Origin of the sequence: Micromonospora citrea, assembly GCF_049629545.1 — a bacterium.
GTDB lineage: Bacteria > Actinomycetota > Actinomycetes > Mycobacteriales > Micromonosporaceae > Micromonospora > Micromonospora citrea_A.
In genome coordinates, this window is the sequence record NZ_JBNADX010000018.1 from 1 (window position 1) to 25,947 (window position 25,947).

The following is a 25,947-nucleotide window of genomic DNA, read 5'->3' on the forward strand; positions in this document are numbered from 1 at the left end:
CCCAGGTTCTCCAGCTTCGACTCCTGCAGCGCCGTCGCGATGGACACCACGGCGGCCCGCTCGTCCATGCCGGCCTTCTTGGTGGCGGCGATGATGGCCTTGGTGTTGGCGACCTGCTCGTCGGTCAGGTCGATACGCGACTGCTGGCCCTGCACACCGTGCGGAATCAGCTTGCCCTTGTCCACGGTCGGCTTGTCGGCCTGCACGGCCACGGCGACGGGGGTGCCCTCGACCGGGGCGGTGGTGTCGTGGTTCAGCGGGCCGGCGGCGAGGCCACCGGCGACGGCGAGACCAGCGATACCGAGAACGCTCTTCCGCATGATCGTGTTCATCAGACAAGCTCCTTCACGGGGGTCGACACACACGCGTCGTGGGGGACGACATCGCGTGCGGGCACCTCGAACAGGCGCTCAAGAAGTCGATCGGCCCGGCAGGCACGGGCGAACCGGGTTCGCGGCGCCGGGACCATGTGTAACGACGACCGGCCGGCCGGCATTCCGGCCCACCCGATCCCCGCGCCGATCAGGCTCGCGGGCTTGCAGCCGGGGGTGCTGCTGCGGTCGTACAGAGGGTGTAACGACCCCGGCCCGGCCACCATTCCGCCACCACGGTGACACCGGCCACGGCACCCGGACCCGGGGCAGTGCCGTGCCCGGGTTCGGTGGTGTCCGATGCCGGGTGCCCGATGCCCGATGCCCGATGCCCGGTGTCGGTGTCGGTGTCGGTGTCCGGGTCCGGGGTCCGGTGTCCGGGTCCGGCAGTGTCGTGTCCAGTTCCGGCGTGCTTGTTCGGGTCTTGGGCCGGACCGTGCGGGCGCTACGGACCTGATTGCACAGATGGATCAGGCGTCCCTCTGGCGACTCTCGGCCTGAACCATCCATGCGATCAAGTCCGTAGCGTCCCAGGCAGGGGTCGGCGGCCCGCTCGGGGAGATCCTTGTCCGAGCCTCCGGGCACTCAGATCCGTAGCCTGCGGTGGCACCGCTCATGGCACCCCGACCCCAGCCCCGACGATCAGCCGGGCTTCACGCACTCCGGGAGATGCCCCGGGCCCGCCCGGCTGCCGAGCATGAGGTCGACGGTCGGTGCAGGACCGGCTCGGGGAGGGACGGTGACGCCCGTCACATACGATACGGAACGGTTCCGTATCGGAACGGCGGGACCTAGGCTCAGGCGCATTACGAGTCCGACCCGTATCGTATTTCGCGAGTGCGGGTGCACCGGGGGGAGAACCGGACATGGAACCGCACGAGAACACCGGACATCCGAGACGATGGGCGATCCTCGGGGTGCTGGTCATCAGCCTGCTCGTCGTCGTCCTCGACAACACCATCCTCAACGTCGCCCTGCGCACCCTCGCCGACCCGGTGCACGGCCTCGGCGCCAGCCAGGGCGAGCTGGAGTGGTCGATCAACTCGTACACGCTGGTCTTCGCCGGGCTGCTCTTCACCTTCGGCGTGCTCGGCGACCGCAACGGGCGACGCCGTTTCCTGCTCATCGGCCTGGCGCTCTTCGGCCTGGCGTCGCTGCTGTCGGCGTACGCCCAGAACCCCGCCCAGCTGATCGCGGCGCGGGCGCTGATGGGTGTCGGCGGCGCGGCGATCATGCCGGTGACCCTGTCGATCATCTCCAACGTCTTCGACCCCCGGGAGCGGGCGCGGGCGATCGGCGTCTGGGCCGGCGCGGTCGGCCTGGCGGTGGCGATCGGCCCGATCCTCGGTGGCGCGCTGCTGGAGAACTTCTGGTGGGGCTCGGTCTTCCTGATCAACCTGCCGGTGGTGGCGATCGGTCTCGTGCTGGTCGCGGTGCTGGTGCCCGAGTCGCGTGACCCGCACCCCGGTCGCGTCGACCTGCTCGGTGTGCTGCTCTCGGTGGTCGGCCTGGTCGCCCTGACCTACGGCATCATCGACGGCGGCGAGCACGGCTTCGGCCGTCCGACCGTCTGGGTGGCCATCGTCGGTGGCCTGGCGGTGCTGGCCTGGTTCGTCGCCCACGAGCGACGCAGCGACCACCCGTCGCTGGACGTCCGGCTGTTCCGGGTGCCCCGCTTCGCCGCGCCGGTGGCGATCGTCGGACTGGTCTTCTTCGCCGCGATGGGCGTGCTCTTCTTCAGCTCCTTCTACCTGCAACTGGTCCGTGGCTACAGTCCGCTGGAGACCGGCCTGCTCTTCCTCCCGTTCGCCGGCGCCCAACTGGTCTTCGCGCCGCGCAGCGCGGCGATGGTCCGTCGCTACGGCGGCAGGGCGGTCGCGGTGGTGGGGCTGGCGTTGACCTCGGTGGCCCTCGGCGCGCTCGCCGTCGTCGGCGAGACCACGCCGATCTGGGTCGTCCTGCTCTTCTTCTTCCTCCAGGGCGCCGGGATGGCCAACATCATGCCGCCGGCCACCGAGTCGATCATGTCGGCGCTGCCCCGGGAGAAGGCCGGCGTCGGCTCCGCGGTCAGCAACACCATCCGTCAGGTCGGCGGCGCGCTCGGCGTGGCCGTGCTCGGCTCGGTGCTCTCCGCGTCCTACCGCGCGGACATCGCCACCGCCGTCGACGGCCTGCCCGCCTCGGCCCGGGACGCCGCCACCGAGTCCATCTCCGGCGCGTACGCGGCAGCCGCTCAGCTCGGCCCGGCGGGGCCGACGCTGATCGCGGCGGCCAACGAGTCGTACGTCTCGGCCATGCACTGGGCGGCGGGCCTCGCCGCGGCGGTGGCCGCGCTGGGCATCCTCGTGGTGCTGCGCTGGATCCCCGGCCGGGCGGCGGGGCCGGCCGCCACGCCGGTGGCCGGCGAACCGGAGTTGGCCGGAACCGCGTAGGTTCGGGGACAATGTCTGACATGACTTCCACCGCCGATGCTCCGCGGTCGCCCGGGCGACCGCGGAGCGTCCGCGCGGACGAGGCCATCGTCGAGGCCACCCTCGACCTGCTCGCCGAGGGCAGCACCGTCGAGGCGCTGTCCATCGAGGCGATCGCCGCCCGCGCCGGCGTCGGCAAGGCCACCATCTACCGGCGCTGGCCGGGCAAGGACGCCCTGCTGCTGGACGCGCTGCGCCGGCTCAAGGGGATCGTGCCCCAACCCGTGGGCCACTCCGTCCGCGACGACCTGGTGCTGCTGGTGGGGGCCGTCGGGCACCACATCGACCCGCGCGCCAGGAAGATCATGCCGTGCCTGGTGCCCGAGGTGAACCGGAGCCCCGACCACTTCCAGCTCTACCAGAACATCATCGAGCCGCGCCGGCAGCTCATGCGCGAGGTGCTGCGACGCGGCGTACGCGACGGCGACCTGCGCGCCGACCTGGACATCGAGCTGACCATGGCGCTGCTCACCGGGCCGATGCTGATGCAGCGGATGCTGCGCTGGCACCCGGAGCTGGACGAGCGGATCCTCCCCGAGAAGATCGTCGACGGGGTGCTGGAGGGCATCCGCGCCCGCTGAGGATCAGCCCGGGGAACGCAGCCGGTGCAGCCGCAGCGCGAGCTGCACCTCCAGCGCCCGCTCGGGCTTCTGCCAGTCCGCGCCGAGCAACTGGCCGACCCGCTCCAACCGCTGGGTGACCGTGTTGACGTGCACGTGCAGCTGCTCGGCCGCCCGGGCCAGGCTGCCGCCCACCCCGAAGTACGCCTCCAGCGTCCGCACCAGCGCGGTGCCCCGCCGCGCGTCGTAGTCCACCACGGGCCCGACGGTGGCGGTGAGGAACCGCGCCACGTCCTGCTCGCCCTGGTCGCCGACGGTGCCCAGCAGCAGCCCGACGAAGCCCAGTTCGGCGGTGCTCGCCCCCTCGCCGGTGCGGCCCAGCGCCCCGAGCGCGGTGAGGCAGCGGTCCGCCTCGGTGAACGTGGTGGCCAACGCCGCCGGCCCGGACGTCGGCCCGCTCGCCCCGGCGGTCACCGGACGGCCGGTCACCCGGGACAGGTCCCGGGCCACCGCGCGGGCGCTGCCGCCCGCGTCCCGGCCCGGCAGCATCAGCACCACCCGGCCGTCGCGCGCCGCGGCCAGCCCGCCCCGCGTCGAGGCGTACGTGGTGGCCCAGGAGAGCACCCGTTGCCGGGCGGAACCGGTCGCGGCGATCGCGTCGTCGCCGACCGCCACCAGCACGTGCGGCGCGTCCAGGTCCACGCCGAGGCGGCGGGCCCGGCTGCGCAGCGCGTCGGTGTCCCGCAGCGGCCGGGCGATCAGGTCGTCGAGCAGCTCGCCCCGGACCCGCCCCTCGGCCTCGGCCACGGTACGACGGAACAGCAGCAACAGCGCCGTCACCAGCGACGCCCGCTCCAGGATCCGCTGGTCGGCGTCGACCAGCTCCCCGTCCGGGCGAAGCACCAGCGCGCCCAGGTTCTCCGCACCGGCGACCACGGCGGCGTACCAGAGGTTGCCCCGGCGCACGCTGCGCCCCTCCGTACGCGACGCGGCCACCGCCTCCACCAGGTCGGCCCGGTCCGGCTCCTCGATCTCGCCGACCCGGGCCAGCAGCCGCCCCTCGGCGTCCAGGGCCAGCAGCGCCCCGCCGAGCACGTCGGTGACCGCCGCCGCGACGTCCTCCATACCGCCGCCGCGCAGCACCAGCGCCGTCATCCGGTCGTGGGCGGCGGCGGCCCGCTCCACCGAGGTGCTGTGCGCCCGGATGGTGGTGTTCGCCGCCGACAGCTCGGCCAGCGCCGCGCGGGTCTCCGCGAGCAGCCGGGCCGTGTCGATCGCCACCGCGGCGTGCGCGGCGAGGGAGACCAGCAGCGACACCTCCTCCCGGGCGAACGGCCGGGCCGACCGGTTCGCCGCGTAGAGCACCCCGATCACGCTCGAGCCGAGCCGCAGCGGCACGCCGAGGATGGCCACCAGGCCCTCCTCGCCCACCCCGAAGTCGATCTCCCCGGTGTGCCGGAAGCGCTCGTCCTCCTGGTAGTTGGCGGTCACGTACGGGGTGCCGGACTGCGCCACCAGACCGCCCAGCCCGTCGCCCATCTCCAGCCGCAGCCGCTGGAACTTCGCCGAGATCGACCCGTCGGTGACCCGCATGTACGTGTCGCCGCGCTCCTCGTCGTTGAGCGTCATGTATGCCACGTCGGCGCCGAGCAGGTGCCGGGCCCGGTGCACGATCGCCCGCAGCACGTCGTCCAGGTCGCGCAGGCCGGCCAGGTCGCTGGCGGTGTCGTACAGGCCGGAGAGCTCGGTCTCCCGGCGCCGGCGGCGCTCCAGCAGGCCGCGTACCCGCAACGCCACCACCTTGGCGTGTTCGAGTTCGGCCAGCCGCTCCGGCGGCAGCCCGGCCGCCCGGGCGGCCACCAGCGGGCCCTCGAACTCGACCGCCGCGGCCTCCCGGGCGAGCAGTTCCAGGAACTCGACCGGCGACGACATGAGGCTCATTGTGCGGGCAACCACTAGTTCGCCGTCCAGCCCCCGTCGAGGGCGATGGACGATCCGGTGATGAACGCCGCGGGCGGCGAGCAGAGGTACGCCACCAGTTCGGCCACCTCCTCCGGTTCGATCAGCCGCTTGATCGCCGCCCGGGCCAGCATGATCTTCTCGACCACCTCGTCCTCGCCGATGCCGTGGGTGGCCGCCTGGTCGGCGATCTGGCTCTCCACCAGCGGGGTGCGCACGTACGCCGGGTTGACGCAGTTGGCGGTCACCCCGTGCGCGGCGCCCTCCAGGGCGACCACCTTCGACAGCCCCTCCAGCGCGTGCTTGGCGGAGACGTACGCCGACTTGTACGGCGAGGCGCGCAGCCCGTGCACCGAGGAGATGTTGACGATCCGGCCCCAGCCCTGGGCGTACATGTGCGGCAGCGCGCGGCGGATGAGTCGGAACGGCGCCTCCACCATCACCCGGTGCAGGTGGGCGAAGCGTTCGGCGGGGAACTCCTGCACCGGTGCGACGTGCTGCAGGCCGGCGTTGTTGACGACGATGTCGACGTCGGCGTCGATCCGGTCCACCGCCGCCGGGTCGGCCAGGTCGACCCCCTCGGCGCGGCCGCCGGCCTCGGCGGCCACCGCCTTGGCCGCCTCGACGTTGCGGTCCACCACCAGCACCGCCGCGCCGGCCGCCGCCAGCCGCAGGGCGCAGGCCCGGCCGATGCCGCTGCCACCACCGGTCACCAGGGCGCTACGACCGGACAGGTCGACGCGTACGACGTGGGGGACCGCCACGGGTTCTGCCGTCATGGCGCAAGAAGTTACGAGCTGTGTGGCCGCCGGCACATGGGGCGGCGACACATACTCCGCCCCGGGTCTGTGTGGGCGCCGGGACGTCGGCCGGGGTCGGCCCGGCTCCGCCGGCCGGCGGGAACCGTCACAGGGGCGTGCCATCCTGCTGCGCACGCGCCGCCGGGTGGCGGGCGTCGACGTCGTCGGGAGGGCGGGCACGGTGGACGCGGCGGACCTTCGAGCCGGACCCGACCCGCCGGTAGGCCCGCAGCCCGCACGGCGTGTCCCGGACGGCGGCCGTCGGCGGGCACCAGTAGGGTGTCGAACACACGTACTGCTGGCGGCTGGGGGAGGAGGCGGCGTGCGCGTGCTCGGCGTCGACCCGGGGTTGACCCGGTGCGGAGTCGGCGTGGTCGAGGGCGTGCCGGGCCGGCCCTGCACCCTGATCGCCTACTACGTCGTCTACACCGACCCCGGCGACGACCTGCCGCTGCGCCTGCTGCACCTGGACCGCTCCCTCACCGACCTGGTCGCCGAGCACCGGCCGGACGCCGTCGCCGTGGAGCGGGTCTTCAGCCAGCACAACGTCCGCACGGTGATGGGCACCGCCCAGGCCAGCGGGATCGCCGTGCTCGCCGGGGCGCGCGCCGGCCTGCCGGTGCAGACGTACACGCCGAGCGAGGTGAAGGCGGCGGTGACCGGTTCCGGTCAGGCCGACAAGAAGCAGATGACCACCATGGTGACCCGGCTGTTGCGGCTGTCCGAGCCGCCGAAGCCCGCCGACGCGGCCGACGCCCTCGCCCTGGCCATCTGCCACGTGTGGCGCGGCGGCACGCGGTCGAAGCTGGCCGCGGCGGCCGACCGGGTACGACGAGGAGGCGCAGGATGATCGCCAGTGTGCGCGGCACGGTGACCGCGACCGGTCCCGACCACGCGGTGGTGGAGGTCGGCGGGATCGGCCTGGCGGTGCAGTGCGCCCCCGGCACCCTTGCCGAGCTGCGGGTCGGCCAGCCCGCCCGGCTCGCCACCAGCCTCGTCGTCCGGGAGGACTCGCTCACCCTGTACGGCTTCGCCGACGACGACGCCAAGCAACTGTTCGAGCTGCTCCAGACGGCCAGCGGGGTCGGCCCCCGGCTGGCCCAGGCGGTGCTGGCCGTGCACACCCCGGACGCGGTCCGCAAGGCGATCGCCAACGCCGACACCGCTGCCCTGACCCGGGTGCCGGGCATCGGCAAGAAGGGCGCCGAGCGCCTGGTGCTGGAGTTGCGCGACCGGATCGGTCCGGTGCCGGTCGGCGCCGACGGCGCGGCCGGGGTCACCGGCGGGGCGTGGCCCGAGCAGGTCCGCCAGGCCCTGGTCGGGCTCGGCTGGACGGCCGCCCAGGCCGACCAGGCGGTGGCGGCGGTGGCGGAGACGGTCGACGGGGAGACCCCGCCGGTGCCGGTCCTGCTCAAGCAGGCCATCCGGCTGCTGGGCCGGACCCGATGACCGGCGACAACCTGGTCTCCGCGTACGTCGCCGACGCCGAACTCGACGCCGAGGCCAGCGTCCGGCCCAAACGGCTGGCCGAGTTCATCGCCCAGGACCGGGTCCGCGACCAGCTCGACCTGTTGCTCCAGGGCGCGATGCGCCGGGGGACCCCACCGGACCACATCCTGCTGTCCGGCCCGCCCGGCTTGGGTAAGACCAGCTTGGCGAACATCGTCGCCGCCGAGCTGGGCTCCGGCATCCGAGTGACCAGCGGTCCGGCGATCGAGCGCTCCGGCGACCTGGCGGCCATCCTGACCAGCCTCGCCGAGGGCGACGTGCTCTTCATCGACGAGATCCACCGGATCGCCAAGCCGGCGGAGGAACTGCTCTACAGCGCCATGGAGGACTTCCGGGTCGACGTGGTGGTCGGCAAGGGGCCGGGCGCCACCGCCATCCCGCTGGACGTCGAGCCGTTCACCCTGGTCGGCGCGACCACCCGCTCGGGCCTGCTGACCGGGCCGATGCGGGACCGGTTCGGTTTCGTCGCGCACCTGGACTTCTACTCCCCGGCCGACCTGGAGGCGCTGCTGCACCGCTCGGCCCGGATCCTCGGCGTGCCGATCACCGACGAGGGTGCGGTCGAGATCGCCGGCCGCTCCCGGGGCACGCCCCGGATCGCCAACCGGCTGCTGCGCCGGGTCCGCGACTACGCCGAGGTCCGCGCCGACGGCGTGGTCACCCTGGAGACCGCCCGGGCCGCGCTGACGGTGTACGACGTCGACGCGCTCGGCCTGGACCGGCTGGATCGGGCGGTGCTGACCGCGCTGGTCGACTCGTTCCGGGGTGGGCCGGTCGGGCTCTCCACGCTGGCGGTGGCGGTGGGGGAGCAGCCGGACACGGTGGAGGAGGTCTGCGAGCCCTTCCTGGTCCGTGCCGGCCTGCTGGCCCGTACGCCCCGGGGGCGGGTCGCCACCGAGGCGGCCTGGCGTCACCTGGGCCGTACGCCACCAAATGGTACATTTGGCGTTGATGCCTCGCCCGTGCCCGATCTGTTCTCCGCCACGCCCGATCAGCCGTGATCCGAACGTGATCTGCACCGCATTCGGCGTTCTCAGGCGCAGGGATTAGACTCGCCGCGGTCTGTACAGGATGTGAGAATCCGCCTCCGCTCCGGCGCATCGTGCCGGCCGGGGGCCAATGGGAAGGTCGCACACCGTGCTTTACGCAGCACAGTCCGGCGGAGGCGCCGGTAGTCTGACGCCGATCCTCATGATCGCCCTGCTCTTCGGGGTCATGTACTTCATGATGATCCGGCCGCAGCAGAAGCGCCGCCGCGAGGCCGAGGCCATGCAGAAGGCGCTCGCCCCCGGTGACGAGGTCGTCACCATCGGCGGGCTCTACGGCACGGTCACCGGGGTGGACGACGACACCGTGCTGCTCGAGGTGGCCCCCGGCGTCCAGACCCGCTACGCCCGACCGGCCATCGCCCGGGTGGTCAACCAGGCCGAGCGCACCGAGACGACCGAGCCGGTCGCCGAGGACGCGGACGCCGTCAAGGAGTGAACGCCCCGCCCATCCTCCCGTGCGGAGGGCGGGCGTGACGTGACAACTGGATAGGTGGGCCGGCGTCCGACGTCGGCACGCGACCGTCCGTACGACGCCCTCGCGTCGGCGGTGGGCCGCCGTGCCGACCGCGGGTTCCGGCCCCGGAGAGCACGTCGGCCGGGGCCCCCGGTCCGACCTCGCCGCCGCCGCACCGGCGGCGCGACCGTTACAGGGAGACAGACAGCCGTGGCACCACCTCAGGGACAGATGCGCCCCGGGCGGCAGCTCGCCGTGCTCGGGTTCATCTTCGTCGTCCTCTATCTTCTGGTGTTCTTCTCGGGCGGGGCGAGCGGCGGCTGGAAGGACCGGCTGGAGCCCCGGCTCGGCCTGGACCTGATCGGCGGCACCCGGCTCACCCTGGAGGCCACCAACAGCATCGACGGCAAGCCGCCGACCGCGGAGAACCTCGAGGAGGCCCGGCGGATCATCGAGAGCCGGGTCAACGTCTACGGTGTGGCCGAGGCCGAGGTGGTCACCGAGGGCGACCGGAACATCGTCGTCTCCCTGCCCGGTCAGAACCGCGAGCTGAACGACGTCGGTGAGGCCGCGGAGCTGCGCTTCCGGAAGGTGCTCAAGGCCACCGACGGCAGCGGAGCGGTGAGCGCCCCGGCGGCGACCCCGAACCCGGCGCCGTCCGGCAGCGCCTCACCGGCGCCGTCCGGCAGCGCGTCGGCCTCGCCGAAGGCGTCCGCGTCGGCGAAGGCCACCGCCTCGCCGAGCGCCGGCGGCCAGGGCGGCGGCGCCCCCGCGCCCAGCGCCAGCCCGTCCGCCTCGGCCTCGCCGAGCGCCCCGGCCGCCTCGCCGAGCGCCAGTGCCGCCCCCGTGCCGCAGAGCGTCGAGGAGCAGCGCAAGGCCGTCGAGAAGAAGGTCGGCGCCGCCGCCTGGGCCGCCGCGAGCGCCCTGCAGGCTCCGGCCGACTTCACCGCCGACCCGTCCCTGGCGGAGAAGCTCAAGCCGTTCGGCACGCTCTCCCCGGCCGAGGTCGCGGTGCTGTCGCCGCAGATGCAGTTCAACGTCCCCACCATCACCTGCGCCCAGCTCGACAAGCGCCCGGCGGCGTCGATCAAGGACGAGAAGCAGCAGGCGGTGGCCTGTGAGAGTGGCGCGGCCAAGTACCTGCTCGACGTGGCGAAGGTCGTCGGCACCGACATCGACGACGCCGACGCGGTGCTCGACCAGACCAGCCAGTGGGTGGTCAGCCTCAACTTCACCGGCACCGGCCAGGACAAGTGGACCGCGCTGACCCGTGAGGCGTTCAACAACGAGGGCGGCGCCTGCGACCAGAGCGCGCTCGGCCAGGACGGCAAGTGCCGGGTGGCGGTCGTGCTGGACAACGAGATCGTCTCCTCGCCGGAGATCCAGGGCGTGCTGACCGGCGACTCGCAGATCACCGGCAGCTTCACCCAGAAGGACGCCGCCCAGCTGGCCGGCAACCTGCGCTACGGCGCGCTGCCGGTGACCTTCGTGCCGCAGGAGCAGCAGAACGTCACGGCCACCCTGGGCGAGAGCCACCTGCGGGCCGGTCTGCTGGCCGCCGGCATCGGCATGCTGCTGGTCATCATCTACTCGTTCTTCTACTACCGGCTGCTCGGCTCGGTCATCTTCCTGAGCCTGGTGCTCTCCGCGCTGCTGGTCTTCGGCGCGCTGGTGTTCCTCGGCCGGCAGATCGGCTTCACCCTCACCCTCGCCGGCATCGCCGGCATGATCGTCTCGCTCGGTGTGGCGGCGGACTCCTTCGTCATCTACTTCGAGCGGCTCAAGGACGAGATCCGGGAGGGGCGCAGCCCACGCAGCGCGGTCCCGCGCGCCTGGATCCGGGCCCGCCGGACGATCATCTCGGCGAACGCGATCACCCTGATGTCGGCCGTGGTGCTCTACGTCGTCTCGGTCGGCGCGGTGAAGGGCTTCGCCTTCGCCCTGGGCCTGGCGACGGTCCTCGACCTGGTCGTGGTCTTCCTCTTCCGGCACCCGATCATGACGATGTTCGCCCGTACCCGGGCGTTCCTCTCTCCACGGGTCAGCGGTCTCGGCCGGGCCCTGCCGGCCCGGACCGAGCAGGCCAACCCCCGCAACCCGCGCGTCAAGGAGGCCTGAGATGGCTGGAAGTGGTCTCGCGAGCCGGCTCTACCGCGGTGAGGCCGGACTCGACATCGTCGGCCGGCGCAAGCTCTGGTTCGGCGTCGCCGGCCTGCTGGTGCTGGTCTCCCTGTTCAGCTTCGCGGTGCTCAAGTTCAGCCTCGGCATCGAGTTCGCCGGCGGCAACTCGTTCCAGGTGCCGGCGAGCGTCGGCACCCTGGAGCAGACCGAGGAACAGGTCGACAAGGCGCTGGCGGCCACCGGCAGCGGCGCCGAGGTGGTGACCGCCCAGAAGGTCGGCAGCACCAGTGGCGAGTACTACGAGGTGCGTACCTCGCAGCTCAGCCAGGAGCAGGCGACCGATGTCAAGAACGAGCTGGCCGGCGCGTTCGGCATCAACGCCGACCAGATCAGCGGCAACCAGGTCAGCGAGGCCTGGGGCGACCAGGTGACCTCCCGGGCGCTGCTCGGTCTGATCATCTTCGTCGCGGTGGTGGCGGTCTACCTGATCCTGCGCTTCGAGTGGCGGATGGCCGTCGCGGCGATCGTCTCGCTGTTCATGAACCTGATCCTGACCGCCGGCATCTACTCGCTGGTCGGCTTCGAGGTCACCCCGTCGACGGTCATCGGCTTCCTCACCATCCTGGGCTTCGCGCTCTACGACGTGGTGGTGGTCTTCGACAAGGTGCAGGAGAACACCCGGGGCATCACCGCCAACAACAACCAGACCTACGGCGAGGCCGCGAACCTGGCGCTGAACCAGAGCCTGATGCGGTCGCTGAACACCTCGGTGGTCGCCCTGCTCCCGGTCGGCGGCCTGCTCTTCATCGGTGCCGGCCTGCTCGGCGCGGGCACCCTGAAGGACCTGGGTCTGGTGCTCTTCGTCGGTATGGCGGTGGCGTTCCTGACCTCGATCCTGCTGGCCACCCCGCTGCTGGTGCTGTTGAAGAACCAGGAGCCGCGGATCCAGGCCCACAACAAGCGGGTGCTGGCGCGCCGGGGCGCCCTCGCCCGGGGCGAGATCGCCCCGAAGGGCGCCCCCCGTCCGGTCGCCGAGGCCGACGACGAGGCGATCGACCCGGAGGCGGCGGCCCTGGCCGGCACCGCGCCGAAGGTCGGCGCCCGTCCCGGCGGCAAGCGTTCCGGCGGCGCGCGGGGCGGCCGTCCCAGTGGCGGTGGGGGCAACCGGCCCGGTGGCGCCAAGCGGCGCTGACCGGTCCGGCCGGACCCGGTAGGAGACGAACCGACGGCGTCCTTCATGCTGTGCGAGCGGCATGGAGGACGCCGTCGTCGCTTGAGAGGGAGCACCACCGTGACGGAGACGCACAGCGCCGGGGTACGGGGAGACAGCGGCCCGGAGGTCGCCCGGCTGGTGGCCAGCCGGGTGCTGGACGTGCCGGACTTCCCCAAGCCGGGTGTCATGTTCAAGGACCTGATGCCGCTCTTCGCCGACGGCGAGGTGTTCCGCGAGGTGATCGACGGGATCGTCGGGTACCACGGCCGTGACTCGTTCGACATCGTGGTGGGCATCGAGGCGCGCGGCTTCGTGATCGCCGCCGCGATCGCGTACGCCACGGGGGTGGGCGTGGTGCCGGTGCGCAAGGCCGGCAAGCTGCCCCGGGCCGCCTACTCGGCCTCGTACGCCCTGGAGTACGGCGAGGCGACCCTGGAGGTCCACCAGGACGCCTTCACCGCCGGGCACCGGGTGCTGGTGGTGGACGACGTGCTGGCCACCGGTGGTACCGCCGAGGCCACCCTCGACCTGGTGGAACGGGCCGGCGGCACGGTCGCCGGTTTCACCGTCCTGCTGGAGTTGGGCTTCCTGGAGGGCCGCAAGAAGCTCGCCGGCCGCCCGGTCCATGCCCTGCTGACCGTTTGACCCGGGCGCCGTCGGAGCCGGCCGTCGCACCTGCGTCCGGCGGAGCGGCGCGGCACCCACCGTGCGGGTAGCATTGCCCTTTGCTGACGGGCGGGTCCACCGCCCCTCAGGCGCGAGGACCGGCCGGCCACCCTGCCGGCGCGGAACAACACCGGCCCGGTGGCCGGTTGAAGAAGGCGTCGACCGCACGGTCGACGTGTTCCCGGCGAGCGGTGAGGAGGCCGGTGTCCCACGATGTCGTCCCTCCGGTGGAGGGCACGGTGCACCCGACAGGCGACTCTGACGGCTCGGTGACCGAGCGCAAGGGCACCCCGCCGGCCCGGGTGGCGGGTGACGGCGCGGCTCCCGAGGCGGCCGGTCAGGCCGACGCCGCGACGGTGGCGCTGCCGGCCGACGGCGACCCCTCGCCGAGCGGCGGTTTCGCGCTGTCCAACGCGCCGACCGGCCGCCGGGTGCGCGCCCGGCTGGCCCGGTTCAACGCGCCCTGGCAGTCCTCGCAGGTCAGCGAGGTGCTCGAACCGCTGATCGCCACCCACCGCGAGAACCACCCCAAGGCGGACGCGCGGCTGCTGCAACGCGCGTTCGACACCGCGGCGCGATGGCACTCCGGGCAGTACCGCAAGTCCGGCGACCCGTACATCACCCACCCGTTGGCGGTGGCCACCATCCTGGCCAACCTCGGGATGGACACCACCACCCTGGTCGCCGCGCTGCTGCACGACACGATCGAGGACACCGAGTACACCCTCGACCAGATGCGGGCGGACTTCGGCCCGGAGGTGACCCTCCTGGTCGACGGCGTGACGAAGCTGGACAAGGTCAAGCTGGGTGACGCGGCCAAGGCCGAGACGATCCGCAAGATGGTCGTGGCGATGGCCAAGGACCCGCGGGTGCTGGTGATCAAGCTGGCCGACCGGCTGCACAACATGCGGACCCTGACCTTCCTGCCCCGTCCGAAGCAGGAGCAGAAGGCGAAGGAGACGCTGGAGATCCTGGCCCCGCTGGCGCACCGGCTGGGTATGAACACGATCAAGTGGGAGTTGGAGGATCTCGCCTTCGGCACCCTGTTCCCCAAGCGGTTCGAGGAGATCAACCGGCTGATCGGGGAGCACCAGCCGCAGCGCGAGGCGCTGCTGCGTCAGGTGACTCAGAAGGTGTCCACCGACCTGAAGGCCGCGAAGATCAAGGCGGAGACGACCGGGCGGCCGAAGCACCTCTACTCGATCTACCAGAAGATGATCGTGCGGGGTCGCGACTTCAACGACATCTACGACCTGGTCGGGGTGCGGATCCTGGTCGACACGGTGCGGGACTGCTACGCGGCGCTGGGTGTCATCCACGCCAACTGGCAGCCGGTGCCGGGCCGGTTCAAGGACTACATCGCCATGCCCAAGTTCAACATGTACCAGTCGTTGCACACGACGGTCATCGGGCCCACCGGCAAGCCGGTGGAGATGCAGATCCGCACGTACGCCATGCACCGCACCGCCGAGTTCGGCATCGCCGCGCACTGGAAGTACAAGGAGCACAAGGGCACCCAGATCGTCGGCCCGCCGGCGCACATCGACGAGATGACCTGGCTGCGCCAGCTGCTGGACTGGCAGCGGGAGGCGGCGGACCCGAGCGAGTTCCTGGACGCGCTGCGCTTCGACCTGTCCAGCCAGGAGGTGTACGTCTTCACCCCCAAGGGCGACGTCATCCCGCTGCCGACCGGGTCGACGCCGGTGGACTTCGCGTACGCGGTGCACACCGAGGTGGGGCACAAGTGCATCGGGGCGCGGGTCAACGGCAAGCTGGTGCCGCTGGAGTCGACGCTGTCCAACGGCGACGTGATCGAGATCTTCACCTCGAAGTCCGACACGGCCGGCCCGACGCAGGACTGGCTGGGTTTCGTCAAGAGCCCGCGCGCCCGCACCAAGATCCGCCAGTACTTCAACAAGGAGCGGCGCGAGGAGGCGATCGAGGCCGGCAAGGACGCGATCGTCAAGGCGATGCGCAAGCAGGGCATGCCGTTGCAACGGATGCTCACCTCGGACGCGCTGATGGCGATCGCCCGGGACCTGCACCTGGCCGACGTCGCCTCGCTCTACGCGGCGGTCGGTGACAGCCAGGTCTCCGCCCAGTCCGTGGTGCAGAAGCTGATGGCCACGTACGGGGGCGAGGAGGGCGCGGCGGAGGACATCGCCGAGACCGCCGTCGCCACCCGTCCGCCGCGCAGCCGGCAGAGCAGCAGTGACCCGGGCGTCGTCGTGCGGGGCGTCAGCGACGTGTGGATCAAGCTGGCCCGCTGCTGCACCCCGGTGCCGCCGGACGCGGTCTTCGGGTTCGTCACCCGTTCCGGCGGGGTGAGCGTGCACCGCGACGACTGCGCCAACGCCGAGGACCTGCGGGCGCAGAGCGAGCGGGTGGTCGAGGTGAGCTGGAAGCTCACCTCCGCCTCGACGTTCCTGGTCGCCATCCAGGTGGAGGCGCTGGACCGGCACAAGCTGCTCGCCGACGTCACCCGGGTGCTCTCCGACGAGCGGGTCAACATCCTCTCCGCCACCGTCACCACGACCCGGGACCGGGTGGCGGTGAGCCGGTTCAGCTTCGAGATGGCCGACCCGAAGCACCTGGGTCACCTGCTGGCCGCGGTCCGCAAGGTGGACGGCGTCTTCGACGCCTACCGGGTCACCTCGGGGGCCTGACCGGCCGCCCGGTCTCGGGCACGACGAGAAAGCGCCCGCCGGCTCCAGCCGGCGGGCGCTTCGTCGTACGGGGATCAGCTCTGGATCTCGCTCATGGTCAGCTTGGTGATGACGACCTCCTTCTTGGGGTGGCCGCCGCCGGCCTGCTGGGCGAAGGCCTTGTCGTCGCCGGCCGCCGCGACCTGCTTGACCAGGTCCATGCCGCCGGTGATGGTGCCCACGACGGTGTAGTTCGGGTCGAGCTGCGAGTCGCCGTAGACGATGAAGAACTGGCTGCCCGTGCTGCCCGGCTGACCCGAGTTGGCCATCGCGATGACGCCCTCCGGGTACGCGGGGCGCTTGTCGGTGGGCAGGTTCTCCTCGGCGAGGTTGTAGCTCGGGCCGCCGGTGCCGTCGGTCTCGCGCCAGCCCTTGCCGGTGGCGCTCGGGTCGCCGCACTGCAGGACCTTGATGCCCTCGGTCACCAGCCGGTGGCACTTGGTGTTGTCGAAGAAGCCCTTGCTGGCCAGGTGGGTGAAGCTGCCGGCGGTGCAGGGGACCGCCGACCGGTCGAGCCTGGCGGTGATCGGGCCCAGGTTGGTGTCGATCGTCATGGTCTGGGTGCCCTTGTTGGCCTGCTGGTTGGTCGGCAGGCCGACGTCCTTGATCTGCTTGGACCGGGCGTCGGCGGGCACCTCGTTGTACACGCACTGCGAGAAGCCCGCGGTCGTGGTGGTGCCCTGCTCGTCGTCGTCGCCACCGAGGGTGGTGGCCAGCCAGACGGAGCCGGCGACCACGAGCACCAGGACCGCGGCGGCCCCGACGATGGCCTGCGTCTGCCGGCGCTTGCGGGCCTTGGCCGCGCGCTCGGCCATCTCCCGCTCGAGTCGGGCCCGCGCCGCCGCGCGCTGCCGCTCTCTCGTGGACGTCACGGTCACTCCTCCTGGACTATCTGCGCGGTCGCTGCCGCGTACGGGTGGTCTGTCCGGTTCAGCCGGCGCTGGGGCTGGCCGACGGGGCGCCGGAGGCCGGTCCCGTCGGAGCCGGGGCGGCCTGGGTCGGCTCGCCGACGGTGAGCTTCTGCAGCACCACGTCGGTCTTCGGCTTGACCTTGGCCCCGGTCCCATTGTCCACGGTCGGGAGCGCGCCGATCTTCTCGATCACGTCGAGTCCGCCGGTGATCCGCCCGATGACCGGGTACGCCGGCTTGGCCGGGTTGAAGTCCTTGAAGAAGATCAGGAACTGGCTGCCGTTGGCGCCCGGCGGGTTGGCGATCATGGCGACCGCGCCCTTCGGGTACGCCGGCGCCTGGCCCGGGGCGGGGCTGGCCGACGGGCTCGCCTCGGACGCCGCCGGGACGTTCTCGTCGTAGAAGGAGTAGGACGGGCCGCCCAGGCCGGTGCCGCTCGGGTCGCCGCAGCGCAGCGCGCCCTCGGCGGTGATCTCGTGGCACTTGGTGTTGTCGTAGAACGACTGGCCCGCGAGGTGGGCGATGCTGGCCGCGGCGCAGGGCGCCCCGGCGAGGTCCAGTTCGGCGGTGACCGGGCCGCCCTGGCTGGTGTTGATCGTCATGGGCCGGGTGCCGGTGGTGGGCAGGCCGGTGGTGGCCGGGGTGCCGACGTCGCGCAGGTTGGTGTTCGCGGCGGCGTCCTGCGGGGTCCAGAGGCAGACGTCCTGGGCGGTGTTCTTCATCGGGTCCCGGTCGAACGCGCCGAGGCCCCACGCCGCACCGACCACGATCAGCGCCAGCACGACCGCGGCGCCGACTCCGGCCTGGATCTGCCGGCGGCGACGCGCGCTCGCGGCACGGCGGGCCAACTGCCGGTCGAGCTTGGCGCGCGCCAGTTTGCGCTGCCGGTCCCTGCTGGAAGCCACCCGTGCTCCCCTTCCTCTACCCTGGTCGTCACCGGCGCCTCGCGGCCCTTCGGCCGCCGTGGGGCGGGTGCGCCACGCCACACGCCCGCCAGAGTGTACGGGTAGCCGCTGGGAAAGTGGTGTACGAGGTCCGGACCGGTTTATCAAAGTGCGTCACTGTGGCCGGTGGGGTCGACGCGACGGGTGGGCCGGGAATATCGGATCGCCGCGGCGACTAGGCTGGCCGTGGGTAGGACGAATCGACGGAAGGGGAGCCCCCGTGCTCGTGGCCTGCTTTCCCGCGGACGCCTTCGGCACCAACTGCTACGTGGTGGCGACCGCGCCGGGGGAGCAGTGCGTGGTGGTCGACCCCGGCATCGGGGTGCTCGACCGGCTCGACGCCGTGCTCGCCGAGCACCGCCTGCACCCGGCCGCCGTGCTGCTCACCCACGGCCACCTCGACCACACCTTCTCCGTCGCGCCGGTCTGCGGCGCGCGGGGCATCCCCGCGTACGTCCACCCGGACGACCGGGAACTGCTGGCCGACCCGTCCAAGGCGCTGTCGATGGACCTCACCCAGCTCTTCGGTGGCCGGCTGCCGTACGCCGAGCCGGACGACGTGGCCGAGCTGACCGACGGGGCGACGCTCGCGCTGGCCGGGTTGGAGATCACCGTCGACCACGCCCCGGGCCATACCGGCGGGTCGGTGCTGTTCCGGATGCCCGGCGCCGGCTCGCCCTGGGAGGCGGAGCAGGTCTGCCTCTCCGGCGACGTCCTGTTCGCCGGCTCGATCGGCCGCACCGACCTGCCGGGCGGCAGCATGCCCCGCATGCTGACCAGCCTGCGGGAGAAGGTCCTCCCGCTGGCCGACGACACCGTCGTCCTGCCCGGCCACGGCCCCGCGACCACCATCGGCCGCGAGCGCGCGACCAACCCGTACCTCGTCGAGGTGGCGGGGATCGGCGACGCGCGCCCGGCCGCGCCCACCCGCGGCCTGTAGCCGCCGCGACCCACGACCTGCCCGCGCGGTGCGCGCGGGACGCAAGGAGTACGCCATGAGCAAGCCCACGCCCATCTCCGGCTTCCCGGAGTGGACGCCCGCGCAGCGGATGATCGAGCAGTTCGTCCTCGACCGGATCCGCGCCACCTTCGAGCTGTACGGCTTCGCGCCGCTGGAGACCCGGTCGGTCGAGCCGCTGGACCAGCTGCTGCGCAAGGGGGAGACCTCGAAGGAGGTCTACCTGCTGCGCCGGTTGCAGGCCGACACCGACGGCCCGGCCGGTGACGACTCCCTCGGCCTGCACTTCGACCTGACCGTGCCGTTCGCCCGGTACGTGCTGGAGAACGCCGGCAAGTTGCAGTTCCCGTTCCGCCGCTACCAGATCCAGAAGGTGTGGCGGGGCGAGCGTCCGCAGGAGGGGCGCTACCGAGAGTTCCTCCAGGCCGACATCGACATCGTCGACCGGGACACCCTGCCGGCGCACTACGAGGCGGAGATGCCGTTGGTGATCGGCGACGCGCTGCGGTCGCTGCCGATCCCGCCGGTGCGCATCCAGGTCAACAACCGCAAGATCTGTGAGGGCTTCTACCGGGGCGTCGGGATCGGCGACCCGGAGGCGGCGCTGCGCGCGGTCGACAAGCTCGACAAGATCGGCCCGGCCAAGGTCGCCGAACTGCTCGCCGAGACCGCCGGGGCGAGCGAGGCGCAGGCCAAGGCGGCCCTGGCCCTGGCCGAGATCTCCGCGCCGGACGCCTCCTTCGCCGACGCGGTACGCGCCCTCGGTGTCAGCGACCCGCTGCTCGACGAGGGCATCGAGGAGTTGGCGGCGGTGGTGGAGACGGCTGCCGCGCACTCCCCGGGTCTCTGCGTCGCCGACCTGCGCATCGCCCGCGGGCTGGACTACTACACCGGCACCGTCTACGAGACGCAGCTGCTCGGCTACGAACGGTTCGGCTCGATCTGCTCCGGCGGCCGGTACGACAACCTGGCCAGCGCCGGCGCCGTCCGCTTCCCGGGCGTCGGCATCTCCATCGGGGTGACCCGGCTGCTCGGCCTGCTCTTCGGCGCGAACGCGCTGTCGATCTCCCGCAGCGTGCCGACGTGCGTGCTGGTCGCGGTCACCGCCGAGGAGGAGCGTCCGGCGAGCAACCGCGTCGCCGAGGCGCTGCGCTCGCGGGGCATCCCCACCGAGGTGTCGCCCAGCGCGGCGAAGTTCGGCAAGCAGATCCGCTACGCGGAGCGACGGGGCATCCCGTACGTCTGGTTCGCCGGCGGGCAGGGCGACGAGGTGAAGGACATCCGCTCCGGCGAGCAGGTGCCCGCCGCGGCGGGGGAGTGGACCCCGCCCCGGGAGGACCTGAAGCCGCTGGTCGGCTGAACCATCGTTCGGTCGGGCCTGACCAGCCGTCAACCGTCGGAGCGGTTGGTCGGGCCCGCCCTCCCGTCGGCGAGGGGTGACCGAAAGGTGATCATCAGATCGACGTACAGTGATGGCGGTCGTTGATCCACGTGCCAGAATGACCATCGTGTCATGGGCCGGTCACTGTCCGCTCTCGGTAGCTCATCTGGGCGGCGAAAGACGCGCCGACCGGCTCATGGTGGTGTTGCTGGCGCTGCACCGCGTCGGGTGCTTCGTCCCCGCGCTGGTGAGCAGCGCCCAGGGCCTCTACCACAGCCGGCCGGCCAACCTGCTGCTGCTGGCCGTGGTGCTGGGCTGGAACGTCCTGCTCTTCCGCACCGCCTGCCGGTGGGGCTGGTTCCCCGCCCCGATGGTCCACCTCGACGTCGTCCTCGCGGTGCTGGTGCTGGTGCTGGTCGCCGGCAACCTGTCGACCAACGGCGTGCTGTCCAACTGGGGCAACGGGGCGACGCAGACCGCTGCGTCGCTCGCCGCCGCGGCGATCGTCCGGCCGCTGGCCGTCGTGGCCGTCGTCGGCGGGCTCGTCGTCGTCCGCACGGCCGTGGGCCTCGGGTTCGCCGCCGACACCTCGCCGGTGGAACTGCTGTACGCCGCCAACGGGATCGCCTGCTTCGCGTTGGCCGCCGGGTTCGGCATCCGCTACCTGCGGCGCGAGGGACGCCACCTGGACCGGGTCAACGCCCAGCGGCTGGCGGCCGAGGCGGAGCGGGCCGCCGACCACGCCCGGTACGTCACCCGGGTGGCCCACCACCGCGCCCTGCACGACACCGTGCTGACCACGCTGACGCTGATCGCGCGCGGCGGTGTGGACCACCGTACGGCGCCGGTGCGGCAGCGGTGCGCCCGCGACGCCGACTACATCCGGGGCCTGCTCGCCGACCGGGGCGACACCGGCTTCGGCACCCTCGGCGCGGCGCTGCGGGAGGTGGTGGGCGCGGCGTCGTTGCTCGGCCTGCGGGTGCGCTTCCGCGGCGACCTGACCCCGCCGGAACTGCCGCCCGCGGTGGTGGACGCGCTGCGCGACGCCACCAGGGAGGCGCTGAACAACGTGGTCAAGCACGCCGATGTCGACGAGGCCTGGGTGACGGTGACCCGCGAGGGGGGCGTGCTGCGGGTGACGGTCGTCGACCGGGGCTGCGGCTTCGAGCCGGAGACGGTGCCGCCCGGGTTCGGCTTCCGCCACTCGGTCGTCGACCGGGTCGCCGAGGTCGGCGGCCGGGTACGGGTCTCCAGCGAGCCGGGCGCCGGCACCTGCGTGGAGCTGTCGTGGCCGCGGTGATCCGGGTGGCGGCGGTCGACGACGACCGGATGCTCCTCGACGGTCTCGCCAACTGGGTGGCCGGGGTGCCCGACCTGCGCCTCGTCGGCACCGGCGCCACGGTCGGCGAGCTGCTGCGGCAGCTGGTCGTACCGGTCGACGTGGTGCTGCTGGACCTGGTGCTGCGCGACCGCAGCGACGCGGCGGAGAACGTCCGCCGGCTCACCGCGCTCGGGTACCGGGTGCTGGTGCTCAGCGTCTGGGCGCAGCCCGACCAGGTGGTCGCCACCTTCGCGGCGGGCGCCGGCGGGTACGTCACCAAGGACCACGACCTGGCGGCGCTGGCCGTGGCGATCCGCCAGGTGCACGCCGGGCAGCCGGTCTTCTCGACCGAGCTGGCCTTCGCCTGCCTGCGCGACGCGCGCCCGGTGCGACCCCAGCTCTCGCCCCGGGAACGGGCCGTCCTGCTCGCCTACGCCTCGGGCATGACGCTCAAGCAGGCGGCCCGGCACCTGGGGATCAGGCCGGAGACCGCCCGTACCTATCTCGACCGGGTCAAGTCCAAGTACCACGACCTGGGTCGTCCCACCCGGACCAAGCTCGACCTGGCCGAGCGGGTCCGGGAGGACCAGCTGGAGGCCGGCTGATCCCGGCGGGTCCGCCCGCCCGCCGTCGGCGCGGGCGTCACGGGCCCGGCGTCGGCGTGACGCCTCGGCACGCGGTTCGACGCGACGGCTGCGGGTCGGTCGGCCGCGACGGTGCCCGACCTCACGGCGGCGGGCACGGCGCGCGGGCTGTCGCCGCCGACGCTCCCGCGACCCCGTCGCGTCGTCACCACCTGTCCAGATGCCGGACGCCGGGCACCGTCCCGCCGGGTCGCGCACGCCGTGCCGGCGCCCCTGCGAGGTCTGCGGTCGTCGTCGTTTCCGCAGCTCGTGGCGGTGCTGTCCCCCGCGACGGGGACACCCGGGCCGCGGCGCCGTCCCCAGAAGGAGCGGCATGACCCCACCCCCCGCGATGGCTAGTTTGGGAGCGCCCCCATGGGCAGTGATCAATGCCTCGCGACGGCCGGACGCACCCGACCCGTGGGGCCAGCCCACCGGCCGTCGCGAGGAAAGGCAAGCCCCGATGCCCCGATTGATCGACCTCGACGAGGCGGAGCAGCTCAGCACCGCACAGGTGCACGAGCTCTACCGTGCCCACGTCAGCCGCAGCCAGGTCTCCCTGATGACCACCTTCGGGTTCGGTCGGGAACTCGTCGAGCAGGCCGAGGGGGTGTGGATCCAGCTCAGGGACGGGCGGCGGATCCTCGACTTCTCCGGTGGCGTGGGGGTGCTCAACCACGGCCACAACCACCCGCGCATCCTGGCCGCCCGGCGCCGCTTCGCCGAGCGCCGACGCATGGAGGTGCACAAGGCGTTCTTCTCGCCGTACCTGGCCGCGCTGAGCCACAACGTGGCGGCGCTGCTCCCCGGTGACCTGTCCGTGTCGTACTTTCCCAACTCCGGGGCCGAGGCCAACGAGGGCGCGGTCAAGATGGCGTACAAGTACCACGGCGGCCGGCGCAACACGATCCTGCGCGCCGACATCAGCTTCCACGGCAAGACCCTGGGGGCGGGCAGCCTCACCGGCTCCTCCGAGAACGCGTTCCGCTTCCCCGGCCTGCCCGGCATCGTCGTGCACCCGTACGGCGACCTGGCCGGCGTCCGCGCCGCCGTCGACGCCGCCCGTACCCCCGACGGCGGCTGCGACGTGTACGCCATCCTCGTCGAGCCGTTCAGCGCCTCCACCATGCGGGCCTGGTCGGGGGAGGACCTGCTCGCGCTGCAACGGCTCTGCCGCGAGCGGGACATCATCCTGATCTTCGACGAGATCTACACCGGCTGGGGCAAGACCGGCAGCCTCTTCTACTTCCTGCGGCACGAAGGGCTGCTGCCGGACATCCTCACCTACTCCAAGTCGCTCGGCGGGGGCAAGGCGTCCATCTCCGGCTACACCGCCCGGGAGCCCGTCTTCCGCCGCGCGTACGACCGGCTCGCCGACGTGATCCTGCACAGCACCACCTACTACGGCTTCGGGGAGGAGACCGCCACCGCCGTCGAGGCGATCGACATCGTGGTCGGCGACGACTACCCCGCCCGCGCCCGGGCCCTGGAGGCGGTCCTGCGACCCGGCCTGGAGCGGATCGCCAAGGAACATCCGGACGTGGTCGCCCGGGTGGCCGGCGCCGGCGCGCTCTGGGGCGTCTTCCTCGGCGGCGGGCCGGCGGTGCTCGACCTCGCCGGCCGGCTGGTGCCGGGGTTCGCCCACGACCCGCAGTTCCGCACCAAGCTGATCACCCTGTCGGTGATCGCCCACCTGTTCCGCGAACACCGGATCATGACCTACTACAGCCCGAACGCGGACAACCCGCTGATGGTCGCGCCCAGCCTGGTCGCCACAGCCGACGACGTCGAGCGCTTCCTGACCGGCCTCGACGCCACCCTCTCCCGGGGACTGCCGAGGCTGCTCGCCTCCTTCGTGCGGGAGCGGGTGACGTCCCGGTGGTGAGCGACGACCACGTGGTGGTGACCGGCGCGTCCGGCATGCTCGGCGCGCACCTGGTCCGCCGCCTGCTCGACGACGGCCACCGGGTGCACGGCGTGGACCTGCTGCCCGCGGCGCACCACCATCCGCGGCTGACCCACAGCCAGGGCGACATCCGCGACAGCGCGCTGCTGGCCCGGGTGTGCGCCGGGGCCGGCGCGGTGGTGCACACCGCCGCCGCGCTGCCCAGCTACCCCGCCGAGATGATCCGCTCGATCATCGTCGACGGCACGGCGGCGGTCCTCGGCGCGGCCCACCGGGTCGGGGTGCCCCGGGTGGTGCACATCTCCTCGACCGCCGTGTACGGGCTGCCCCGCCTGGTGCCCACCCCGGAGGACCACCCCCGGGAGCCGGTCGACCCGTACACCCGGGCCAAGGTCGAGGCGGAACTGCTGGCCGAGCGGTTCCGCGCGGACGGCCTGTGCGTGCCGGTGCTGCGGCCGAAGACCTTCCTCGGCCCCGGGCGGATGGGCCTGTTCGCGATGCTCTTCGAGTGGGCCGAGGAGGGCCGGCACTTCCCGGTCCTCGGCCGGGGCGACGTCCGGGTGCAGATGTTCGCGATCGAGGACCTGGTCGACGCGGTGCTGACCGTGCTGCACGCCCCCGACGAGGTCGCCGACGACACCTACAACCTGGGCGCGGCCGAGTTCGGCACCCTGCGGGAGGACTTCCAGGCGGTGCTGGACGCCGCCGGGCACGGCCGCCGGGTGGTCGGCCTGCCGGCCGCGCCGGCGCTGGCCGCGCTGCGCGGCCTGGAACGCAGCGGACTCTCCCCGGTGTACGGGCGGCTGCTGCACAAGCTGCGCGCCGACTCGTACGTCAGCATCGACAAGGCCCGCCGGCGGCTCGGCTTCGCGCCCCGGCTGTCCAACCGGGACGCGATCCTCGCCACCTACCGCTGGTGGCGGGCCAACCGGGGCACGGCGAGCGCGGGCGGCGGCCGGACCAGCCGGGAACCGTGGCGGCAGGGCGCCCTCTCCCTCGCGAAGATCTTCTTCTGAGTCGGCCGGAGGTCCCCCATGCCCGTCGTCGACTCGGTACCCGCCCCGACCACGGCGGCCGGCGCGCCGGCCGCCGCCGCGCCCGCCCGGCGTCGCGACCTGCCCCGCCTGGCCGGTGACCTGGTCCGGCTGGTGCGCCCCACCCACTGGGCCAAGAGCCTGCTGGTGGTGCCGGTCGCCCTGGTCGAGGTCACCGTCTGGAGCCCCGGCGTGCTGGTCCGCCTCGGCGGGGCGGTGCTGGCGTTCATGCTGGCCGCCTCGGCGGTGTACGTCGGCAACGACATCGCCGACCGGCACCGCGACCGGCACCACCCGGTCAAACGACACCGTCCGCTCGCCGCCGGCCGGGTCCCGGTGCCGCTGGCGTACGCCTGGTGCCTGGCGCTGCTCGCCCTGCTCACCCTGCTGCTGCACGCCGGCCTGGCCGGGCCGGCCTGGCCGGTGCTCGTCTACCTGGTGCTCAACGTCTGCTACAGCCGTGGGCTCAAGCACGTGCCGCTGGTCGAGGTCGGGGTGGTCGCCGCCGGCTTCGTGCTGCGGGTGCTCCAGGGGCACCTGTCCCTCGGCGTCGCGGTGTCCGGCTGGCTGCTGGTCACCGTCTTCGCCGGCTGCCTGCTGCTCACCGTCGGCAAGCGCCGGCAGGAGCTGCTGGACAGCGGGACGGCCCACCGGCCCGCGCTGCGCGGCTACTCCGTCGAGCTGGCCGGGCACCTGTTGCAGCTCACCAGCGTCCTGGCGGTCACCGCCGGCCTGGTCTGGCTGCGCACCGAAGCCCCGTTCGACCCGTACGGCGAGGTGGCGATGCTGCTGTCCACCCCGTTCGTGCTCTACCTGATGTCCCGCTACCTGCAACTCGCCCTGGTCCGGCGGGCCGGTGGCGACCCGGTGCGCCTGTTGCTGCGGGACCGGGCCGTGCTGGTCGCCGGGTTGCTCTGGGGCGCCACCCTCGCCACCCTGCTCGCCGTCGCCCAGTTCCCCGCGGTCGCCGCCCTGCTGTCCTGACCCGTCGT

General features: G+C 72.7%; 20 protein-coding genes and 2 pseudogenes. 17 read left to right on the plus strand and 5 right to left on the minus strand.

All coding sequences use genetic code 11. From position 1 onward, the window contains the following. Nucleotides 1-332: pseudogene (locus tag ACPFP2_RS19460) on the minus strand (hypothetical protein); the annotation flags it as partial. A 905-nt stretch (nucleotides 333-1,237) separates the two neighbouring features. Between ACPFP2_RS19460 and ACPFP2_RS19465 the strand changes: the two are divergent. Both ACPFP2_RS19465 and ACPFP2_RS19470 read left to right on the plus strand, forming a co-directional pair. Continuing rightward, entirely contained in the window at nucleotides 1,238-2,803 is a 1,566-nt protein-coding gene (locus ACPFP2_RS19465; RefSeq protein WP_424090598.1) for an MFS transporter, read from the plus strand. An 11-nt stretch (nucleotides 2,804-2,814) separates the two neighbouring features. After that, nucleotides 2,815-3,423, plus strand: coding sequence for a TetR/AcrR family transcriptional regulator (locus ACPFP2_RS19470; protein ID WP_424090599.1), 609 nt, complete (start codon nucleotides 2,815-2,817; stop codon nucleotides 3,421-3,423). 3 nt (nucleotides 3,424-3,426) lie between these two features. Here the strand turns inward: ACPFP2_RS19470 and ACPFP2_RS19475 are convergent, their stop codons facing one another. Together ACPFP2_RS19475 and ACPFP2_RS19480 are read right to left on the minus strand one after the other, a co-directional pair. After that, nucleotides 3,427-5,343, minus strand: a complete 1,917-nt coding sequence (locus ACPFP2_RS19475; RefSeq protein ID WP_424090600.1) for a helix-turn-helix domain-containing protein — start codon at nucleotides 5,341-5,343, stop codon at nucleotides 3,427-3,429. Between the two features lie 14 nt (nucleotides 5,344-5,357). Continuing rightward, the gene (locus tag ACPFP2_RS19480) at nucleotides 5,358-6,140 is read right to left on the minus strand and encodes a 3-hydroxybutyrate dehydrogenase (protein ID WP_424090601.1); all 783 of its coding nucleotides are present in this window, start codon (nucleotides 6,138-6,140) and stop codon (nucleotides 5,358-5,360) included. A gap of 343 nt (nucleotides 6,141-6,483) precedes the next feature. Between ACPFP2_RS19480 and ruvC the strand changes: the two genes are divergently transcribed. The 8 genes and pseudogenes from ruvC to ACPFP2_RS19520 form a co-directional block, all read left to right on the plus strand. After that, nucleotides 6,484-7,011 carry a crossover junction endodeoxyribonuclease RuvC gene (gene ruvC / locus ACPFP2_RS19485; RefSeq protein WP_424090602.1) on the plus strand — a complete coding sequence of 176 codons (528 nt, stop codon included), beginning with the start codon at nucleotides 6,484-6,486 and terminating at the stop codon, nucleotides 7,009-7,011. Next, nucleotides 7,008-7,610 carry a Holliday junction branch migration protein RuvA gene (gene ruvA / locus ACPFP2_RS19490; RefSeq protein ID WP_088978427.1) on the plus strand — a complete coding sequence of 201 codons (603 nt, stop codon included), beginning with the start codon at nucleotides 7,008-7,010 and terminating at the stop codon, nucleotides 7,608-7,610. Before ruvC ends, ruvA begins: the two co-directional genes overlap by 4 nt. Beyond that, nucleotides 7,607-8,671, plus strand: coding sequence for a Holliday junction branch migration DNA helicase RuvB (gene ruvB, locus ACPFP2_RS19495; RefSeq protein WP_424090603.1), 1,065 nt, complete (start codon nucleotides 7,607-7,609; stop codon nucleotides 8,669-8,671). The genes ruvA and ruvB overlap by 4 nt, the downstream gene beginning before the upstream one ends. A 118-nt stretch (nucleotides 8,672-8,789) precedes the next feature. Continuing rightward, entirely contained in the window at nucleotides 8,790-9,155 is a 366-nt protein-coding gene (gene yajC / locus ACPFP2_RS19500; protein WP_424090604.1) for a preprotein translocase subunit YajC, read from the plus strand. Between the two features lie 228 nt (nucleotides 9,156-9,383). Then, nucleotides 9,384-11,291: a protein translocase subunit SecD gene (gene secD, locus ACPFP2_RS19505; RefSeq protein ID WP_424090605.1), complete on the plus strand. Its 1,908-nt coding sequence runs from the start codon at nucleotides 9,384-9,386 to the stop codon at nucleotides 11,289-11,291. A gap of 1 nt (nucleotide 11,292) precedes the next feature. After that, entirely contained in the window at nucleotides 11,293-12,486 is a 1,194-nt protein-coding gene (gene secF / locus ACPFP2_RS19510) for a protein translocase subunit SecF (RefSeq protein ID WP_424090606.1), read from the plus strand. A 99-nt stretch (nucleotides 12,487-12,585) separates the two neighbouring features. Next, entirely contained in the window at nucleotides 12,586-13,152 is a 567-nt protein-coding gene (locus ACPFP2_RS19515) for an adenine phosphoribosyltransferase (protein ID WP_363865835.1), read from the plus strand. A 407-nt stretch (nucleotides 13,153-13,559) separates the two neighbouring features. Beyond that, nucleotides 13,560-15,839 (plus strand): annotated as a pseudogene (locus ACPFP2_RS19520) (RelA/SpoT family protein); the annotation flags it as partial. Nucleotides 15,840-15,913: 74 nt separating this feature from the next. On the opposite strand, the gene ACPFP2_RS19525 reads toward ACPFP2_RS19520, so the two are convergent. Then, nucleotides 15,914-16,750 carry a peptidylprolyl isomerase gene (locus ACPFP2_RS19525; RefSeq protein ID WP_424090607.1) on the minus strand — a complete coding sequence of 279 codons (837 nt, stop codon included), beginning with the start codon at nucleotides 16,748-16,750 and terminating at the stop codon, nucleotides 15,914-15,916. A 58-nt stretch (nucleotides 16,751-16,808) separates the two neighbouring features. Next, nucleotides 16,809-17,693, minus strand: a complete 885-nt coding sequence (locus ACPFP2_RS19530; RefSeq protein WP_424090608.1) for a peptidylprolyl isomerase — start codon at nucleotides 17,691-17,693, stop codon at nucleotides 16,809-16,811. 259 nt (nucleotides 17,694-17,952) lie between these two features. Between ACPFP2_RS19530 and ACPFP2_RS19535 the strand changes: the two genes are divergently transcribed. From ACPFP2_RS19535 to ACPFP2_RS19565, 7 genes are all read left to right on the plus strand, one after another. Next, nucleotides 17,953-18,672 (plus strand): MBL fold metallo-hydrolase, encoded by a 720-nt coding sequence (locus tag ACPFP2_RS19535; protein ID WP_424090609.1) that lies wholly within the window; start codon nucleotides 17,953-17,955, stop codon nucleotides 18,670-18,672. Nucleotides 18,673-18,727: 55 nt separating this feature from the next. Next, nucleotides 18,728-20,050, plus strand: coding sequence for a histidine--tRNA ligase (gene hisS, locus ACPFP2_RS19540; RefSeq protein WP_424090610.1), 1,323 nt, complete (start codon nucleotides 18,728-18,730; stop codon nucleotides 20,048-20,050). A gap of 217 nt (nucleotides 20,051-20,267) precedes the next feature. Continuing rightward, nucleotides 20,268-21,371: a sensor histidine kinase gene (locus ACPFP2_RS19545; protein ID WP_424090611.1), complete on the plus strand. Its 1,104-nt coding sequence runs from the start codon at nucleotides 20,268-20,270 to the stop codon at nucleotides 21,369-21,371. After that, entirely contained in the window at nucleotides 21,359-21,997 is a 639-nt protein-coding gene (locus tag ACPFP2_RS19550; protein WP_424090612.1) for a response regulator, read from the plus strand. The genes ACPFP2_RS19545 and ACPFP2_RS19550 overlap by 13 nt, the downstream gene beginning before the upstream one ends. A 580-nt stretch (nucleotides 21,998-22,577) precedes the next feature. Then, nucleotides 22,578-23,900: an aspartate aminotransferase family protein gene (locus ACPFP2_RS19555; protein ID WP_424090707.1), complete on the plus strand. Its 1,323-nt coding sequence runs from the start codon at nucleotides 22,578-22,580 to the stop codon at nucleotides 23,898-23,900. Next, on the plus strand, nucleotides 23,897-24,937 hold the full coding sequence (locus tag ACPFP2_RS19560) for an NAD-dependent epimerase/dehydratase family protein (protein WP_424090613.1): 1,041 nt from the start codon (nucleotides 23,897-23,899) through the stop codon (nucleotides 24,935-24,937). The genes ACPFP2_RS19555 and ACPFP2_RS19560 overlap by 4 nt, the downstream gene beginning before the upstream one ends. Nucleotides 24,938-24,955: 18 nt before the next feature. Next, nucleotides 24,956-25,939: a UbiA prenyltransferase family protein gene (locus ACPFP2_RS19565; RefSeq protein ID WP_424090614.1), complete on the plus strand. Its 984-nt coding sequence runs from the start codon at nucleotides 24,956-24,958 to the stop codon at nucleotides 25,937-25,939. The last annotated feature ends 8 nt before the right edge of the window (nucleotides 25,940-25,947 follow it).

What these genes read in the sequence shown, in the direction of transcription:
- secF (WP_424090606.1), top strand. Translation starts at nt 11,293, where the DNA reads ATGGCTGGAAGTGGTCTCGCGAGCCGGCTCTACCGCGGTGAGGCCGGA.
- yajC (WP_424090604.1), top strand. Translation starts at nt 8,790, where the DNA reads ATGGGAAGGTCGCACACCGTGCTTTACGCAGCACAGTCCGGCGGAGGC.
- ACPFP2_RS19475 (WP_424090600.1), bottom strand. Translation starts at nt 5,343, where the DNA reads ATGAGCCTCATGTCGTCGCCGGTCGAGTTCCTGGAACTGCTCGCCCGG.
- ACPFP2_RS19565 (WP_424090614.1), top strand. Translation starts at nt 24,956, where the DNA reads ATGCCCGTCGTCGACTCGGTACCCGCCCCGACCACGGCGGCCGGCGCG.
- ACPFP2_RS19555 (WP_424090707.1), top strand. Translation starts at nt 22,578, where the DNA reads ATGACCACCTTCGGGTTCGGTCGGGAACTCGTCGAGCAGGCCGAGGGG.
- ACPFP2_RS19470 (WP_424090599.1), top strand. Translation starts at nt 2,815, where the DNA reads ATGTCTGACATGACTTCCACCGCCGATGCTCCGCGGTCGCCCGGGCGA.
- ruvB (WP_424090603.1), top strand. Translation starts at nt 7,607, where the DNA reads ATGACCGGCGACAACCTGGTCTCCGCGTACGTCGCCGACGCCGAACTC.
- ACPFP2_RS19480 (WP_424090601.1), bottom strand. Translation starts at nt 6,140, where the DNA reads ATGACGGCAGAACCCGTGGCGGTCCCCCACGTCGTACGCGTCGACCTG.
- ruvA (WP_088978427.1), top strand. Translation starts at nt 7,008, where the DNA reads ATGATCGCCAGTGTGCGCGGCACGGTGACCGCGACCGGTCCCGACCAC.
- ACPFP2_RS19465 (WP_424090598.1), top strand. Translation starts at nt 1,238, where the DNA reads ATGGAACCGCACGAGAACACCGGACATCCGAGACGATGGGCGATCCTC.
- hisS (WP_424090610.1), top strand. Translation starts at nt 18,728, where the DNA reads ATGAGCAAGCCCACGCCCATCTCCGGCTTCCCGGAGTGGACGCCCGCG.
- ACPFP2_RS19545 (WP_424090611.1), top strand. Translation starts at nt 20,268, where the DNA reads ATGGTGGTGTTGCTGGCGCTGCACCGCGTCGGGTGCTTCGTCCCCGCG.